The organism is Rhizobium sp. ERR 942 (assembly GCF_007828395.1).
GTDB classification, from domain to species: domain Bacteria; phylum Pseudomonadota; class Alphaproteobacteria; order Rhizobiales; family Rhizobiaceae; genus Rhizobium; species Rhizobium dioscoreae.
On record NZ_VIUA01000007.1, the window covers coordinates 91,264 to 106,356 of the forward strand.

General features: G+C 56.0%; 16 protein-coding genes and 2 pseudogenes. 11 read left to right on the forward strand and 7 right to left on the reverse strand.

The genetic code is table 11. The features are described 5' to 3' along the window. Positions 1 to 19: 19 nt before the first annotated feature. Complete coding sequence (locus FBZ97_RS26505) at positions 20 to 1,324, forward strand: MFS transporter (RefSeq protein ID WP_145322872.1); 1,305 nt, start codon at positions 20 to 22, stop codon at positions 1,322 to 1,324. 300 nt (positions 1,325 to 1,624) lie between these two features. Here the strand turns inward: FBZ97_RS26505 and FBZ97_RS26510 are convergent, their stop codons facing one another. Beyond that, positions 1,625 to 1,825, reverse strand: a complete 201-nt coding sequence (locus FBZ97_RS26510) for a hypothetical protein (protein ID WP_145322874.1) — start codon at positions 1,823 to 1,825, stop codon at positions 1,625 to 1,627. Between the two features lie 686 nt (positions 1,826 to 2,511). Between FBZ97_RS26510 and FBZ97_RS34815 the strand changes: the two are divergent. Together FBZ97_RS34815 and FBZ97_RS26525 are read left to right on the forward strand one after the other, a co-directional pair. After that, a pseudogene (locus tag FBZ97_RS34815) lies at positions 2,512 to 2,906 on the forward strand (IS6 family transposase); the annotation flags it as partial. Between the two features lie 374 nt (positions 2,907 to 3,280). Then, positions 3,281 to 3,616 (forward strand): hypothetical protein, encoded by a 336-nt coding sequence (locus tag FBZ97_RS26525; RefSeq protein ID WP_145322876.1) that lies wholly within the window; start codon positions 3,281 to 3,283, stop codon positions 3,614 to 3,616. A gap of 202 nt (positions 3,617 to 3,818) precedes the next feature. Here FBZ97_RS26525 and FBZ97_RS26530 read toward each other — a convergent pair whose 3' ends face one another. Continuing rightward, on the reverse strand, positions 3,819 to 4,832 hold the full coding sequence (locus tag FBZ97_RS26530) for a PAS domain S-box protein (RefSeq protein ID WP_113420301.1): 1,014 nt from the start codon (positions 4,830 to 4,832) through the stop codon (positions 3,819 to 3,821). 305 nt (positions 4,833 to 5,137) lie between these two features. Here FBZ97_RS26530 and FBZ97_RS26535 point away from each other — a divergent pair, with 305 nt between their 5' ends. The 8 genes from FBZ97_RS26535 (at position 5,138) to FBZ97_RS26575 (ending at position 10,032) form a co-directional block, all read left to right on the forward strand. Next, positions 5,138 to 5,569: a response regulator gene (locus tag FBZ97_RS26535; RefSeq protein ID WP_186449553.1), complete on the forward strand. Its 432-nt coding sequence runs from the start codon at positions 5,138 to 5,140 to the stop codon at positions 5,567 to 5,569. Positions 5,570 to 6,877: 1,308 nt separating this feature from the next. Further along, positions 6,878 to 7,087, forward strand: a complete 210-nt coding sequence (locus tag FBZ97_RS26545; RefSeq protein WP_069614189.1) for a cold-shock protein — start codon at positions 6,878 to 6,880, stop codon at positions 7,085 to 7,087. A 105-nt stretch (positions 7,088 to 7,192) separates the two neighbouring features. Beyond that, positions 7,193 to 7,480, forward strand: coding sequence for a cold-shock protein (locus tag FBZ97_RS26550; protein ID WP_113396159.1), 288 nt, complete (start codon positions 7,193 to 7,195; stop codon positions 7,478 to 7,480). A 14-nt stretch (positions 7,481 to 7,494) separates the two neighbouring features. Continuing rightward, positions 7,495 to 7,737, forward strand: coding sequence for a 30S ribosomal protein S21 (rpsU, locus tag FBZ97_RS26555; RefSeq protein WP_113420298.1), 243 nt, complete (start codon positions 7,495 to 7,497; stop codon positions 7,735 to 7,737). Positions 7,738 to 7,770: 33 nt separating this feature from the next. Beyond that, positions 7,771 to 7,977 carry a hypothetical protein gene (locus FBZ97_RS26560; protein ID WP_113396157.1) on the forward strand — a complete coding sequence of 69 codons (207 nt, stop codon included), beginning with the start codon at positions 7,771 to 7,773 and terminating at the stop codon, positions 7,975 to 7,977. Between the two features lie 384 nt (positions 7,978 to 8,361). Next, complete coding sequence (locus tag FBZ97_RS34820) at positions 8,362 to 8,517, forward strand: hypothetical protein (RefSeq protein ID WP_246661855.1); 156 nt, start codon at positions 8,362 to 8,364, stop codon at positions 8,515 to 8,517. A 524-nt stretch (positions 8,518 to 9,041) separates the two neighbouring features. After that, positions 9,042 to 9,296 (forward strand): hypothetical protein, encoded by a 255-nt coding sequence (locus tag FBZ97_RS26570; protein ID WP_145323055.1) that lies wholly within the window; start codon positions 9,042 to 9,044, stop codon positions 9,294 to 9,296. A 325-nt stretch (positions 9,297 to 9,621) separates the two neighbouring features. Next, entirely contained in the window at positions 9,622 to 10,032 is a 411-nt protein-coding gene (locus FBZ97_RS26575; protein ID WP_113352241.1) for a low affinity iron permease family protein, read from the forward strand. Positions 10,033 to 10,105: 73 nt separating this feature from the next. Here FBZ97_RS26575 and FBZ97_RS26580 read toward each other — a convergent pair whose 3' ends face one another. The 5 genes and pseudogenes from FBZ97_RS26580 to FBZ97_RS34825 form a co-directional block, all read right to left on the reverse strand. Continuing rightward, a complete protein-coding gene (locus tag FBZ97_RS26580; RefSeq protein ID WP_145322880.1) occupies positions 10,106 to 11,374 on the reverse strand; it encodes a DUF892 family protein in 1,269 nt (422 codons plus the stop codon). A 243-nt stretch (positions 11,375 to 11,617) separates the two neighbouring features. Beyond that, positions 11,618 to 11,812 carry a hypothetical protein gene (locus tag FBZ97_RS26585; RefSeq protein ID WP_113352239.1) on the reverse strand — a complete coding sequence of 65 codons (195 nt, stop codon included), beginning with the start codon at positions 11,810 to 11,812 and terminating at the stop codon, positions 11,618 to 11,620. 147 nt (positions 11,813 to 11,959) lie between these two features. Then, positions 11,960 to 12,926 (reverse strand): annotated as a pseudogene (locus FBZ97_RS26590) (ATP-dependent DNA ligase). A gap of 82 nt (positions 12,927 to 13,008) precedes the next feature. Beyond that, on the reverse strand, positions 13,009 to 14,478 hold the full coding sequence (locus FBZ97_RS26595; protein WP_113352238.1) for a prolyl oligopeptidase family serine peptidase: 1,470 nt from the start codon (positions 14,476 to 14,478) through the stop codon (positions 13,009 to 13,011). Positions 14,479 to 14,603: 125 nt separating this feature from the next. Further along, on the reverse strand, positions 14,604 to 14,828 hold the full coding sequence (locus FBZ97_RS34825; RefSeq protein WP_246661226.1) for a hypothetical protein: 225 nt from the start codon (positions 14,826 to 14,828) through the stop codon (positions 14,604 to 14,606). Positions 14,829 to 15,093 lie beyond the last annotated feature (265 nt).

Consider the following 15,093-nt stretch of genomic DNA (forward strand, 5'->3'; position numbering starts at 1 on the left):
GGACCGGGAGGAATAGACTATGGCAATTTCAACATACTATGCGTCGGCGAGCCGGACGCGATATGTCATTACCGCACTCTTATTTATAACCGGTGTGATCAATTACCTCGATCGCACCAATCTGTCGATCACGGCACCGTCTTTGTCGGCGGAACTGAAAATCGACCCGGTGACCATGGGATGGTTGTTTTCGGCATTTGGATGGACCTACACGGCCATGCAGATCCCTGGCGGGTGGCTCGCTGATCGTGTCCATCCGCGAATCGTCTATCCCCTGACAATCCTCGTTTGGTCGGTGGCAACTTTCAGTCTCGGTTTCGTCGCCGGGATCGTCAGCCTCTTTATCCTTCGACTTGCCGTAGGCGTTTTCGAGGCGCCGAGCTATATCGTCAACAACAGGATCGTCACAACCTGGTTTCCCGAGCGAGAACGGGCCACCACAATCGGCATCTATATCTCCGCGCAATATGTGGGTCTCGGCTTTCTTACGCCGGTTCTCGTCTGGATTGAAGCCGCCTACGGCTGGCGTTCAGTGTTTGTCCTGACGGGTATCCTCGGTTTGATCGCTGCCATTTTGTGGGCGACGATCTATCGCGATCCAAGCAAGTTCAAAGGGACAAACGACGCGGAACTCGATCTTATCCGGGAAGGCGGTGGCGTTCCCGAGCTGAGTTCACGCTTGGTGAGGGAACAGGCAGGCCGCAAATCCTTTACCTGGTCCGATCTTGTGGTCGTGCTCAGCAAGAAGAAGCTGTGGGGACTCTATATCGGTCAGTTCAGCTACTTGGCTTCTGCTAACTTTTTCCTTACCTGGTTCCCGACGTATCTGGTTCAATACCGACATCTCGATTTCATCAAAGCCGGATTCTATGGCTCCGTGCCGTTTCTCGCCGGTTTTGGGGGCGTGCTCGTCTCCGGCTTCATCTCGGACGCGCTTCTTCGTGCCGGCTATAGTCTGAGCGCCTCACGCAAAATCCCGGTCCTTACGGGTATCGCTCTCTCCGTCCTGATCGTGGGTGCGCAATTCGTTGAGAGCCCTGGACTCATCATCATGCTTTTGGCCATCGCATTCTTCGGAACGGGAATGGCCTCGATTACCTGGTCCTACGTATCAGCATTGGCGCCGGAACGATTGATTGGCTTGACAGGTGGCGTCTTCAACCTGTTCGGAGGCCTCTCGAGCATCGTGATACCAATCGCAATTGGTTATCTCGTCAATGGTGGGAGCTTCGCGCCTGGGCTCGCTCTATGCTCCGGCCTGGCGGTAGTGGCGGCTTGCTGTTACATTTTTCTCGTCGGGCGAATGGAGCGGGTAGAAGAGTAGATATTCGTCGCAAGGCCATCCATCTGGCAACTGTTGACAGAATTCGATTTGGGGAGCCGGTTGGCTTTAAACTAATCCAACTGACAGCACACGTGTATTCAATTCCTCGACCATCTGGCTCACGAGAAGTCTCGTGGCGCCACTTGCGCCGTTTTCACTGCATTCCGCCCCTCGGCGCGAGGCGAGATTGGTGCGCTCGATCTGCCTCCTTAGGCCGCCACCCGCCCAATTTGTCCGCGTGTTCCTGTGTAAAATTCGCAAACCATGTCGGTTGGACGCCAAACGTCTGATGCGTGGCCATCAGCACCTTAGCGACGGGTGCCTCAGCCGCTCCTCGGTTTGTTCGTCGAGCGCGTCGACGAAGTCTTCGGGCAGCCCCCTGTCAAGCAAATCCCGACGTCGCTCTTCAGGGGTAATGCTGACATATTTTACCGGCTTCCCGATTGACGCGGAAATGCGCGCTGCAATTTCGTCCATCTTCAGGGCTTCAGGACCGGTCATGTCGAGACTTTCCCCCTCGTGACCACCGTCTCGAAGCAGACGGTATGCGATCTTGGCAATATCCTCGGCGTCTATTGGCGAAAGCGATATGTTCCCGAAGGGAAGGCGGAGCGTACGTGAGCGGACCGGAGTGTGATCCATGCTTCGAAAGAACGTCCTGCATGTCGATCAAAGGGATCGGATGCAGACGCCTTTGTGGTACGAAGAGGATATGTCCGCCCCGCAACTTGAGCGTGAGCAGTAAGATGAACAGATCTACGGCCAACGTGAGCTCGACGGCGGCCTCCCTTTGGGCGGGTGGCAGGAAAGCGGCGATAGGTCGAGACCTGCACTTATTGTTAAGCCGGCGCCTCCGTGGATTGCCCGCCATAAGTTCTCTTTTCAGCGATCGAGGCTTCAGGCGTGGCCGGATTGAGATTAATACAGGTTCCCCGCTAACGCATGACGCATCAGATCGCCGCCGGGCAGTTGGTTCCAATACTGGAAGCGTTCCGACCCCCGCCGATGCCTGTTTCCGTGCTCTACCCGCAGAACCGTCACCTATCGTCGCGGATCAGGGTCTTCATTGACTGGCTCACCGAGGTGTTTCATGATCCCTAGGGCGGAGAAAGAGCGGTGATGTCCTGGGCATGAGATGTGGGAGGCTTAACGGTTGATGGATGACCGGGTGCGGATGAGCTCGCCGACGATTAGTCACAAGAACCGCTGCTTTCCACCACAGATCATTGCTCGTGCAGTCTGGCTCTATTTCCGGTTCCTCTTAAGTCGGCGGTTGGTCGAGGACATGTTTCCGAGCGTGGCATCGTCGTGTCTTATGAAACGATCCGGCGATGGGGCTGCAAACTCGGTGTGGCTCACGCAAAGCCGTTGGGCAGAAGGAAACCTTCGCGAAATAATATCTGGTATTTGGACGAGGTGCTGATATCCATCGGTCGGAAGCTTTGGCCACGGCGAGCCGTCGATCAGGATGAAATCGTCCAGGTCGTCGCGGCACGACAATGGCCAAACGGTTGCTTGTCAGACTGGCGAACAAGCAAGGCCTGTCGACGAAAACGCCCTTGTCACCGACAAGCTCAGTGCTTGCGACGGTCACTGTCGACACCACGGCCATCACGCGTGACAATGCAAAGTAGATGATGGGCAAATTGGACCCTAGAGGCCAATCCGGCTGGACGTAGAATTGAGCGGATTACATGGCGACCGCCATCGGGCCACTGTCAGCGCGTATACCTCAACGCAGTCGTCGGTCTGGATGGTCGCCCGTTTATCTGATCAAGAGCATAAGCTATTGCCGCACCTCGTGCTGGAGCTTTTGAGCATGGCTATCTCGATGGTCAAAAGGCACGTCAGTGCGTTGATTTCCGTCAGCGAACGGTCCGCCGAAACGGCAGGTTCATCTCTCGCCGACGATTGCGCGCGCGGGTCGCGGCATGGGCCGCCGCTCAGAACTTTGTGTTGAAAGAATCCGAAGGCGGCTCTGGTGAGGATGCTTCAACAAGTCTTTTTGGTCTGAAGTACGCGATCTTGTCGGCTCATCAGGACAAAGATGGCGCTCGTATAGTGGTTAAAGGACAGGACGGTCGCGTGAACAACGCGATGCTGACGTCGTTTGCCCTGCTTCTGCACGAGTTCGCTACGAACGCGATAAAATATGGTTCACTTTCGGTAAACCGGGGGCGCGTCGAAATTGAGGTTACATACAACGATAGTGTCGTGCTGACGTGGACAGAGGTCGTTGGACCACCGGCGCGGGTTTCCCGAAGGCTCGGCGGGCTTCGGATCGGAGCTTGAACGCATGACAATCGCGTCATTGAAGGGATCGATCCACCGAGAATGGCGTTCCGATGGGCTGCGCATCATCGTCGAAATTCCTAATCGCCCTTCGCACGGTTAGCTTGAATGTTGACTGGCCGGAACTCGGCGACGACGACCCGGCTCGATTGAGCTAGGGGCCTCGTCAAAAGCGGCGGGATCATATTCCGCGACGCGGTCCTCAACCAAGCGACTCTTGCGGGATCCTCAAGCGGATGCGCAAGCCGTCCGACATCCAATCTCGTGTAATCGAGCCCTTGAGGGCTTCCACTGCGACACTTTCCAATTGCGAGCCAAAACCAGTTGTGCCGGTCGGCGCCTGAACAGGGGGGCCGCCGGTTTCCACCCAATTCAAGTCGAGGCCATCTTCGTCCCGGACCTCGACATTGACTTGGCCTTCCGGTGACGATAGCGCGCCGTACTTTATCGAGTTCGTGACCAATTCGTGAAGAACCAAGGCGATCGACGTCAGTGCAACCGCACCGACCTCAATGTCGTTGCCTTTGGCAGTGATGCGTACGCTCTCCGAGTCCAGGTGGGCTGCGAAAATGGCTTGAATGAGCGCAAAGAGGCTGGCCGAACCGCTGGAGTGTGCCACGCCGCCGCCCTTGCCCAAAACGAGGTCGTGGGCGACGGACAGTGCTCTGATACGCGCGCGTAGGTCACCGGCAAGGTCGCCAGCGTTCGTGGTTGTTCGTTCGCTCAGGGACACGAGCGAATGCATGATGGCGAAGAGGTTCTTCACCCGGTGGCTCATCTCGCGCAACAGAAGATCTTGCCTCTCAATCAACCGCTTTCGCTCCGAGATGTCCCGGACAATCTTGGAAGCGCCGACAATTACGCCATCCTTGTCACGGACGGGTGAAATCGTCAGTGAAATCTCAACAAGGGTACCATCTTTGCGGCGCCTCACCGTTTCATAATGCTCAATCCGCTTGCCAGCCCGAATTGAGGCGATGATGGCCGCTTCCTCGTTCAGTCGATCGGGTGGCACGATAATGGTGATGGGCTGTCCGATTGCGTCGGCGGCGAGAAAACCGAACAACCGCTCGGCGCTCTTATTCCAACTCGTGATTACGCCGTCGACGGATTTGCTGATGATGGCGTCCTCGGAGCTTTCGACGATGGCGGCAAGCCAAGCGTCAGCCGATAGGGACAGGGCGGCCGAATGAACATCTTTGCGTTCCTGTGACAATTGCTTCTCCTTCTCTTGCGCTGTCGCAGATTGCGAGAATCAATTCACCTTTCCGTCTCTCCGATTGACCGCGTTTCGACTCCTTGGATCGATCGGAGGAACCGCATGATTATTTCCACTGTATAATGACTACCGGGCCCAGAAGTTTCAACATTGATGATGTCTCCAGCGGGCGCGGTAGAGTTTCCCGCTGGACATGGCGATTGTCCATTTAGAATGCGCAACCCTCATAGCCTGGCATCCGGAACCTTTCTATTGATGAGATGTTGTAATGCCTAAAAGCGCCGCCGCCTGCCGGACCAATGATGTCCAGCAAGGTGCACAAGAGCCTCTTCGGGACCTCCATGCGAATTCTTGTGGTTGAAGATGAAGCCCTGATCGCCATTGATATGGAATATGTCCTGCGCTCGTCCGGCTATGACGTTGCGGGGCCGGTCGGCAATCGTGAGGATGCGTCCCGGATGGGAGCCAACGTCGATATCGCCCTTGTCGATGTTCATCTCAGCGATGGTAAGACAGGTCCGTTACTGGCAGCAGATCTTGCTCAGGTGCACGGTGTCACCATTATATTCGCAACAGCCAATCCGGAAATCGTCGCCGCCGATCCTCACGCCATCGGGGTGCTTGTGAAGCCTGTCTTTGCTTCCGATCTCCTTAACACCATAGAGTATGCCGTCGCCCTTCGCAACGGCGTGCCCGCCGAGGCGCCCCCCTGTCTGATACGGCATCAGCCATAGCCTTCTTGCCGCCGACCTCCGGCGATGTCGACGCTTAACCAGCCTGGGAGCGAGCCGAAACATCGCCTGCCTGCCGGTTTAACCTGAGGAGAAAAGGTGATGCGCAATCAAATTCTCATGCCTCCGGCTGGCCTCAGCTTGACGCCCGCGCGACCGTATTCGCATCGGGCGGGGAGTAACTGGATTTTCGGATTTGGAAGCCTCCGCAGAGGTAGTCAGAAAGACTTGTGAGCGTGGAGACGACGCAGGCATGCGCGACATGGACGATGAAGAGAACCTCTATCCGGAAGGAAGCACGCGCACCAAGGTCTTCGAGCATGATTATCTTAATGGTCAAAAGGCACGGCAATAGGACATGTTCGCCAGCTTGAACGGTCGGACCTTGAGATGTGAGAGAATTCCTTGAGATTCTTCATCATGATTCATGGTATTCGCAGGCACCGTAGAGGTTTTTTCCGCGATGCCGAGGGGAAGCCGGTGGGCGCCGTCATCAATATGGGATTTTCACTTATTTGGGAGATGCCAGTTCTCATTCACTGGGATGGCTTTTGTACCAGGCCATAAACGGTCCAAGAGGGGCGCTGCGGTATCTGCAGAATGGTTTTGAGCGACATTCGGGCCAACGTTATTGGCGCGCGGCATATTCCTGCCAAACCGCCCTTCGCTATCGCTCCGCTCCTGAAATTGCTCGCGAGTCTTTTATCTCCGCCTGTGACAATGCCAGGACCGGAGCTAGCTGGGTCGGCTCGTATGCGGCTTTCATTTAGATGCCGCGAAAGATCTATGCAGGCGTGCCGAACTGATCGGCGATCTTACGTCCGACCGTTGATAATGTGGCGCGCTGCATCATTTTCGTTGAGAATAGCACAGAAGATGCGCGCCTCCTTCTCCGGCAAGTTGTCGAGCTCCCAAGTCGTGGGCTTGGCGGTTTTGCCGGTAAACACATCCTAGACGGTCCAGGAGAAGTCCAGCTCCTGGCGGAGGGCATATCGTCTTGTCGTTGGCGCCATCGCATTTTCGTGAAAGATGGCAACGGCCGAATTGGTCTTCGCGTTCATCGATCACGGCGAAACTGTCGGAATAGTCTGTGCAGACGCCTCATCTGCGGAAGTCATTTGCCTGCTTCCTGATTATATTTTCCGCCATGACTTGTCATATCGGAAATAGAGCCTATGTTACCCCCATCGACCATTGCTTGTGACGTCGCTCAAGAGCCTCGTGCTCTTCCTCGGATTCCCTCTCAACTAATCGATCTCATCCCGCAAGGTATCGCGGGAACAACAACGATTGCTTCGAAAGGAAATCGTTATGAACACTGGCACCGTTAAGTGGTTCAATTCCGCAAAAGGCTTCGGCTTTATTCAACCCGATAATGGCAGCACGGATGTTTTCGTGCATATTTCCGCCGTTGAACGTGCTGGAATGAATTCCCTGAATGATGGTCAGAAGATCCGCTACGACATCGTGCAGGACCGAAGGTCGGGCAAGAGTTCGGCCGACAATCTTCAGGCTGCTTGATATTGTCATTCTCTCTTGCTGACCACGGATGTACTGGCAGCTGGGGTGAACGGTGCTGAGAGGTCGGGGTAACGCCCGGCCTTTTATTTTTTCACGGAGCGGGACATGAAAAACCGGCAATACCGGATCGGCGACACCATCCTGTTGAAACACGGTGTTCTTGGAGCTTCCGGCCCATCGGGGCGCGGTCGAATTGTCTGTCGTTTGCCCGACTCCCAGGGCAGTGTGCAATATCGCGTGCAGTTTGAATTCGAGAATTTCGAACGGCGGATCCTCCAAATCGACATTGATGTTGTCGCATCGCCACCCTCGCTGCTGGAGAAAAGTTCCCCGCGAGAAGGAAAGCCGTCCAACTGGCTCAATTCACACGCAATTCGTATCAAGAAAAACTAATCGAAGGAGCAATCTTGCTAGTAGATGTAAGGGACAACAATGTCGATCAGGCGCTTCGCATTTTGAAGAAGAAGATGCAGCGCGAGGGCCTGTTTCGGGAAATGAGAGCGCGCCGCGCCTATGAAAAGCCGTCAGAAAAACGGGCCCGCGAGAAATCCGAGGCGATCCGCCGGAGCCGCAAGCTCGCCCGCAAGCAAGCCCAGCGTGAGGGGTTGCTTTCCGTCCGCAAAAAGAAAGCGGTCGCAAGTTCACGCTAACCGATTCTTTTCCATCCCTCGTTAGGAGATGTCATGACCGTGACGAAAGAGAAGCTTTTCAAGCAGGCAAGGGTTTCGCCTCAGGATAAGATATCCGCGACCGATTTAGCGGCGAGGGAAATTACCGCCGCTGAAACCGCTAGCCGCGAGAAAAAGACGGAAAAACTCCGTGCGCTCCGCCTGGCGCAGCCTGTCGTGGAACCCGCCAAGCAGTCGAAAAAGCGGCAAAAGTTAGCTTAAACCTGCTTCCGCCGCTTCATTCAGACTCATGGGAACTGCGTACATGAACGCGCTGTGGCCCCACCGCTCCCCGTGCGCGTGAATCTATTATACCGCACAGCATGATGTTCCACGAGCTGGCAACGAATGCGTTGAAATATGGCGCATCATCCGCTCCGGACGGTGAGTTGCAGGTTCAATGGTCGTTGGAGGAGGGGCTGGGGACCGCTCGGATTTCTTATGCCGGTGGCGTGAAGCGGGTGGTCCTGGGGTCCCGCCGCCGAAGAGAAAAGGGTACGACAGCGAATTGATCGAAGGTACCTGCCGGCATCTTGGTGGAACCGCGGAACTTAACTTCGATCCAAAAGGTTTGACAGCAATTATCAATCTCCCCTGGATACGCTTGTGAGCGAACCTGAAAATGGCGAGGTCATGCGCAGGATCGTTCTCGTAGTCGAACACGAGTTCTTCATCGCGATAGAGCAGGAAAGCGTGTTGACCAAAGAGGGACTTGAGGTCTTGGGGCCGGCGAGCTCCGTCCACCAGGCGTTGAACTGTTGAAGAGCCAACGTCCGGATGCCGCCGTGCCGGATGTCACTCTCAATGGCGAGAAGGTTACGCCCGTCGCTCTCCTTTTAAAGTCCTGAGGCGTGCCGTTCGTCCTCGCCAGCGCGAGCGATGCGGCCGAACTTGCCCGGCATGATATCTTCGCCAAGGTGCTCAATCTCGGGAAACCCACGGACATGAAACACCTTGTGGAGGTTGTTCGGTCGCTTTGAGGTTCCGCTGGAGGATCGATAATCGTCGCTTTGTGAGCCCCGATCCGATTCCCGCTCGTTGGAACCGACGACGGCACGAGAAGTTTCCCCTTGAAGGAGACTGCCATGACTGAGAAAAAGAAGATCGTTGAAGTGAAGGTGAGGACCGACGAGGGCGAAGCGGTGCCGATGGGCATCATGAACGCCAGCCAAGCGACCAAACTTTCGGAGGGTCTTGATGTCGTGGTCTCCCCCTCGGATAGCGAGGCAGGTGCCGGCGATCATGAAGAGCTGAAACCTGTGGTCAGTCATGGCGCTGCGAATCCTGTGTTTCCGTCACCAACCGCCAACACAGAGGCTGACCGCGCCAAGGAAGCGCGGACCGTCGTGCGCGATGCTTTGGACAGTCTGGTTGCATCGGCGAATGAAGCGGGCTGGAGCACGCGCGAAATCGTTGTCGCGATCCTCGAAGCAGGAAGGTTCCTCGAAAAAGCAAATGCCGCCGATCCAGATCCCGCCGAAGACCCGGCCATCAGCGATATCGCACGCGAGCAGATTGGTCACGGGGAGCAATATGACTAGAGGATCGGCTAATGCTCGCCTGTGCGAGTCTGGATCAACTCTTGATAGAGTAGCTTGAACATCCGCGGCTGACAATCACTCGCGATACTTTACTTCGCTTGCGCAACGAAACGAAAAGCTTCAACCACGTCGAAGCTCAGAGTCTCGAAAATATAGGGGAAGCGACGCATAGCGAAGTTATTAGGAGGCACATTCATTGGTAACGACAATGATTTGGCTCTCCCCGCGGCCCATCGCCACCGATCGGATATGTGTATTTTGGTCGGCCATTGGAACGTACGTGATGTCATTCGCGTTATTGCTTGCCGGATAACGCGAGGCCAATATGAGCAAAAGCACTGCATCGAATTTCTTTTCCCAATTCGCGACAACGATTGCCGACTGGTCTGGTCGTCCAGCAACTTTCGTGCTCGCCGTAATACTTGTTCTGGCTTGGGCAATTACTGGCCCGATTTTTAACTATTCGGAGACGTGGCAGTTGGTGATTAACACTGGAACGACCATCATCACTTTCCTGATGGTCTTTGTTCTCCAGAACTCGCAAAACCGCGACGGAAAGGCACTTCAAGCTAAGCTCGATGAGTTGATCTTGACGTCACAGGCCCATAACAAATTCGTAGGCATTGAGAAGCTTGACGAAGAATCCTTGCGGAGGATGAGCAAAACGCTGGCCGAAGAAGCTGACTGTATCGAAGAAGTCGCCGACGGAAAGACGAACGCGCGTCAACCGGTGTGATCTGTTGCTTTTCTCAACCTGGACGTTGAAAGCGATCATCGACGGAATCACTCCGCCGATGATCGAGCCCATCCTATCGAATATTGGCCGGCATTCTTGCCGCCGACATCAGTGGCTCCGCGACCTGGTCAAGTAGTTGGCCGGCATTTTGTTCCTCTCCCAGTGATAACGTTAACAATTGGGCAATGCGCGGCTGAGCGAGCTGAAGGGCGAGGTTGCGGGCCGCGGTATAGGCGGCGATCTCGTAGTGCTCGACGCGCAGGGCGGCGCCAATAAGCGCAAGATCCGCCGGCGCGTCGTCCTTCTTTTTTCCCTCCGACATCACTTCCTCACCCTCTTCCACTAATCCCATCATCCCCTTGCAGGGTTTCGCCCTTGCGGATGATCCCAGGATGCGCAGACATTCGTTCAGGCGCTCCACCTGAGTTTCGGTCTCGGCCAGATGTTTTTCCAACAGAGTCTGCAGCTGTACTGAGCGTGCACTCTTCTGCATTTTGGGAAGCGCCTTCACCAACTGCTTCTCCGCATGCAAGAGATCTCGTAGTTCATCGAGAAGCACGGCTTCAATCGCCTCTGATGCTTCTGGCGGGGCGCTGCGGGCCGCGATCTTCGTGGCTTTGTCCGGGGCGCCTCTCAAGTCTTGAAAGGCCGGAGCTTCGACAAACTTCCACGGCTCGCCCTCGTTCCAGGGGCCGCGCGTGTCTACCTCGCCAAGATCGCCTTCCCCGGTCGAATCGTTGAAGAACTGATCAACCAGCCCGGCCGTGGGCGCAATCCTGCCGACGCTGAGCGGCGGCTTTCCCATGCTTTCGAGCGCAAGCTGGAATGCCCGCATGTGAGTGATTTCCCTGGTCATCAAGAATTGAAGAGCGTCCTTCGTTCCGGGATCGCGACAAAAATCGATCAGGCGCTCGTAAACGATCTTGGCGCGCGCTTCCGCGGCAATATTGCTTCGGAGGTCGACATCGAGTTCGCCTGTGATCTTCAGATAATCGGCTGTCCACGGATTACCCATCGAGTTAAACAGGTTCACGCCACCACCTCCAGCGATAGCGATCAGAGGATCGGCCTCGGCTTCTTCGCGCACTGACTTCAGTGGCTTGAGGTGCATTCTTGCGAGCGTACCGACAATTTCAAGGTGGCTGAGCTCCTCGGTGCCGATGTCCATCAACAGGTCCTTGCGGCCAGCGTCTTCGCAGTTAAGGCCTTGGATCGAGTACTGCATCGCTGCGGCCAGTTCGCCGTTTGCCCCTCCAAACTGCTCCAGCAGCATGTTTCCGAACTTCGGGTCCGGTTCGTCCACACGAACGGTATACATAAGCTTCTTGACATGATGATACACGGGCGGCGTCCTCCTTGGTTGCCGCGCTCGAACACCAGCGGCTGAGGTTTGTTCCGGCTCTCATCAAAAATGGCTGGCCAATGAACCAGGCGGAAGCAATCCGCGCGAACCTCTCTTGGCCGCTAGGTTTAATTCCGCCCATGTTCGTTGACCGAACTCAGAAATAATTGTCGGTAAGCATGCCAGCTATGCGAGCCCGGGAAAAAACGACCGGAAGTCGTTATTTTGAGCGATTGAGAGTCTTTAGCCCGTTAGGTGGTGGTCGATCTCTCCCGGGCGAAATTCACACGGATAGATGAGTGCCCGCTCGACATCGGCTTTGCTCAAGAGTTTTTCGATGACGCCAATGGCTGATTTGTTGGTAGCGACCACCTCCGGCTTCGCGATCGCAAAGATCACCGTAACGTTGTACTCCTGAACGAGATGGTCCGCCACCATCGGACCGCTTCTCCCGTCGCTCAAATGGACATCGATCAGAGCTATATCGGCAATTGCGCCGAGGGCCTGCTCTTCATTGAAGCTTCTTGCGAGCCCGACAAGGGCATAACCGAGCGATGATATCGTATGCTCTAGATCCGCCGCGAGCTAGGAGGCGTGACGCAGGTTGCCGTCATACGTCGATCCGCGAAACTCGGCGATGAGGGTCGGCCATACGAAGGCCAGGTTCTTTCCCTTGAGCGGCACGGCAAGTCGGCTGGTTTTCAGGGTGTCGAGTGTCTTCCTGAGGTAGGCGGCATCCTTGGCATCGAAGCCGGTTCCCACCCACCGACATAGATCCAGTCGCGTCCCTTGTGGCCGGCAACAAGAAGGCTTCCGATGCCCCGCGGGCGGAGGCTGATTGCTCATAGCCGACGATCATTAAGCTTTTGCTTTGCACACATTTGATCTTTATCCAGTCCCCAGTTCGCCCGCAGCGATAGGGTCGATCCCAGTGTTTCGCGATCATACGCTCGAGCACCCTGGAACAGGCCTTGGCGAGAAGTGCCGCGCCATCGCCTCGAATTCTTCGGAGCTGTATTGCGCCTGCGGCGCCATCGAGAGAATCCTCAGGCAGATGCCGGCGGACGGAAAGTTCCATTCCCGTGAGATCATGGCCGTTGAAATAAAGCGGATCGAAGGCAAAAATGACCGCTTCCGCCGGGGCTCGCTTGCCGCCGCGTCCGACGAGCGAGCGCTGCAACGCCCCAAAAGTCCGAGTACCCCTTGTTATCGAACACAATGGCCTCGCCATCGAGAATGGCGGTGTCGACATCCAGTTTCCGCGCGGCATTGGTGATAGCTGGAAAGTGATGGGTCCAATCGTGGCCTCCGCGTGTAATGACGCGCATACGTTTCCGCTCAATATGGACACATGGGCGATAGCCGTTTCACTTTAAGCGCCCGGTCAGGGCCTTCCGGCGGATCCGTCTTCAAGAGAGCGAGACACGGCTCGATACGGTCCGACATTTAGCCAAAGGGAAGATTTGGGCTGGGCAGGGTCACGGCGTTGGGCGGGCTTCGACCGGGCGACCCAGGCGAGCCGTGTTGCAGGGGCAACTCGGTCATGAGCGATCTTAAAAGTGAGTCTGGAAAACGGTCACTTTTTATTCAGCGGGCATGAGTTTCGCGTTCGGCTCGGCCTTGTGTCGCGAAGCCTACGACTTCACCTGTCTAAACAGCCAATCTCTAGCAGCGTTGATGTAGAAAAACTTCCGCGCGGAACCCATGTGGTCGACACCCTTGAATGTGAGAAATGTAATGTTGCTGTCCTCATTCAGGTAACCGTTGATCTGATTGCTCAGTACTTTCTGATTATTGACTGGGAATATAAGTGCTGGATCGAGCTGCTCGGCTGGCCGAGTTACTTTGGCACCCGCGTTTCTCCATACTGGCACGCACTTCTCGTTCCAGGGTGTCGCCTTGTTGTCCTCGGTACCCGTGATAATCAGGACCTTCTGCTTGGCAAGCGCGACAACATCGCTAGGTCGCTGCTGGCCAGCGATTATGAGCCCGGCTGCAAAAGTCTCTGGATGTTTTGCCATCAGCCAGAGGGAACTCATCGCGCCCATCGACCATCCGGTGCAGTAGACCCTCTTTGGGTCGATCTTCAGCACCTTGTCTCTCCGGTCGTCTAAATTCGGGTTGCCGTAGTTCCATGTGTTGCTCAGCAGAGACTCGACCAGCCGATACGTATTTTCAACGTCGCAAGTGTGCTCCCAATAGTCGTTCATCGTGGTGCGCTCGTAGCGCGGCGTGATAACCACGCATTCATGTTTGTCTTGCTCCTCCGGTAAGGTCCATATGCTCGCGATGCACTGTTCAGTCAGCGTCTGAGCGCATGTGCCGTCGTAGCTCGTTCCCGAATGGGTGATAGCGAGGAGGAGAGGGTAGGCTTTGTTCTCGCCGCCTTTTTCCAGGAACGACTTCGGCAGATAGATACTATATTCGAGCCAAGCGGAACGCGTATCGTCCCACCACCAATGGTTCTGCTCCCAGGCGTCGACGCCGCGGATCACGACGCTGTTTCCGCGCCGGCCGGCATTCGTCCATACAGTTCCGGTTGCGGCGTAGACCGACCCGCCCACTGTTCTGACGTTCTTGGCCTGTGTCAGCGCGACCTTGTCGCTGTCTGCGGTTGGAAGGCTGAGGTCTGGGTTATGCTCGAATTCGGTGATAACGTACCGGCCGGCAACACTCTTTTGGTCAGGACGCAGCGCCGGCTCTGCATTGGTATAGATGGTGGCGATCGCCCTTGGTTTGGCGGGGGCGGTCGTAGCGTTTTTGTCGGGTTCCCGCGGCATTCCCGGGAAAAATCCTTCGGCGGCCGGGAAGACAGCAGTAGCGTATGTGTCAGTCGTTAAACTGGCTGGATCGATATCGACGTCATATTCAACCGCAATTCCATAAACCTGTTCGCCACCGCCGGTGACTTCGCAGAGTGCATAAATGTTCCGAAGACCTGGACCCTTGTGGCTATTTGATCTCCCGAAGTCGTCTGGTGCGGCCGCCGCGAAGCCGTTTCCAACCTCTGCGCGGGCCTCCCTGCCTCCGAGACCTATTACGGAGGCGGCGCCGGCCAAGGCCGTCCCAATTGCAACAAAATCCCGTCTCGATAGATTGGCCATGAGAGTCTCCTCTTGATGTCAGGCTGGGGCGTCTTGGGACACGCGGGCCGAGTTGTCGGTTTCGATGACATAGAAATAGATGAGCATGCCCACGAAAATCACTCCCGTGAGAAGCGTGCTGGGGATCAGGTCGACTTTGTGGGCAAGCGCATCGCCCGCGCCTGGCCGCCAGTGCGAATAAGGGCTAGTGTCGTCCAGTAGGGTATTGCCTCGCTTAGTTTGCCGTCCTGCCTCCAAAGGGTCGTTGCAAGCGCGACCAGGGCAAAGAGCACGACGGCGGTACCGATCGGCGTGAAACCAAGTCTGAATGATACTGCGTCTCCCCCGATCGTGCCCAGTACACCCGCCAACCATTGTAATCCAGTACATCGGGTTGACGCCTACCGACGTAGCTCCCGAACGCAGCCAATAGGCTCGATAAAGAAGCACGCTCACAACATAGAAACCTAGGACAACAGCCGCGGATATAGAGAAATCGATCTTGTGGTCGTGGAATGCGTCGCCGATGGTCGGAGCGCCGGCGCGAATTATGATGATTGCGGCCCAGAAGAAGAGCGCTGTTTTCCGGGGGCTCGCATGCTCGGCCATGAATACTAGAAGCAGAGCGCCGATGAT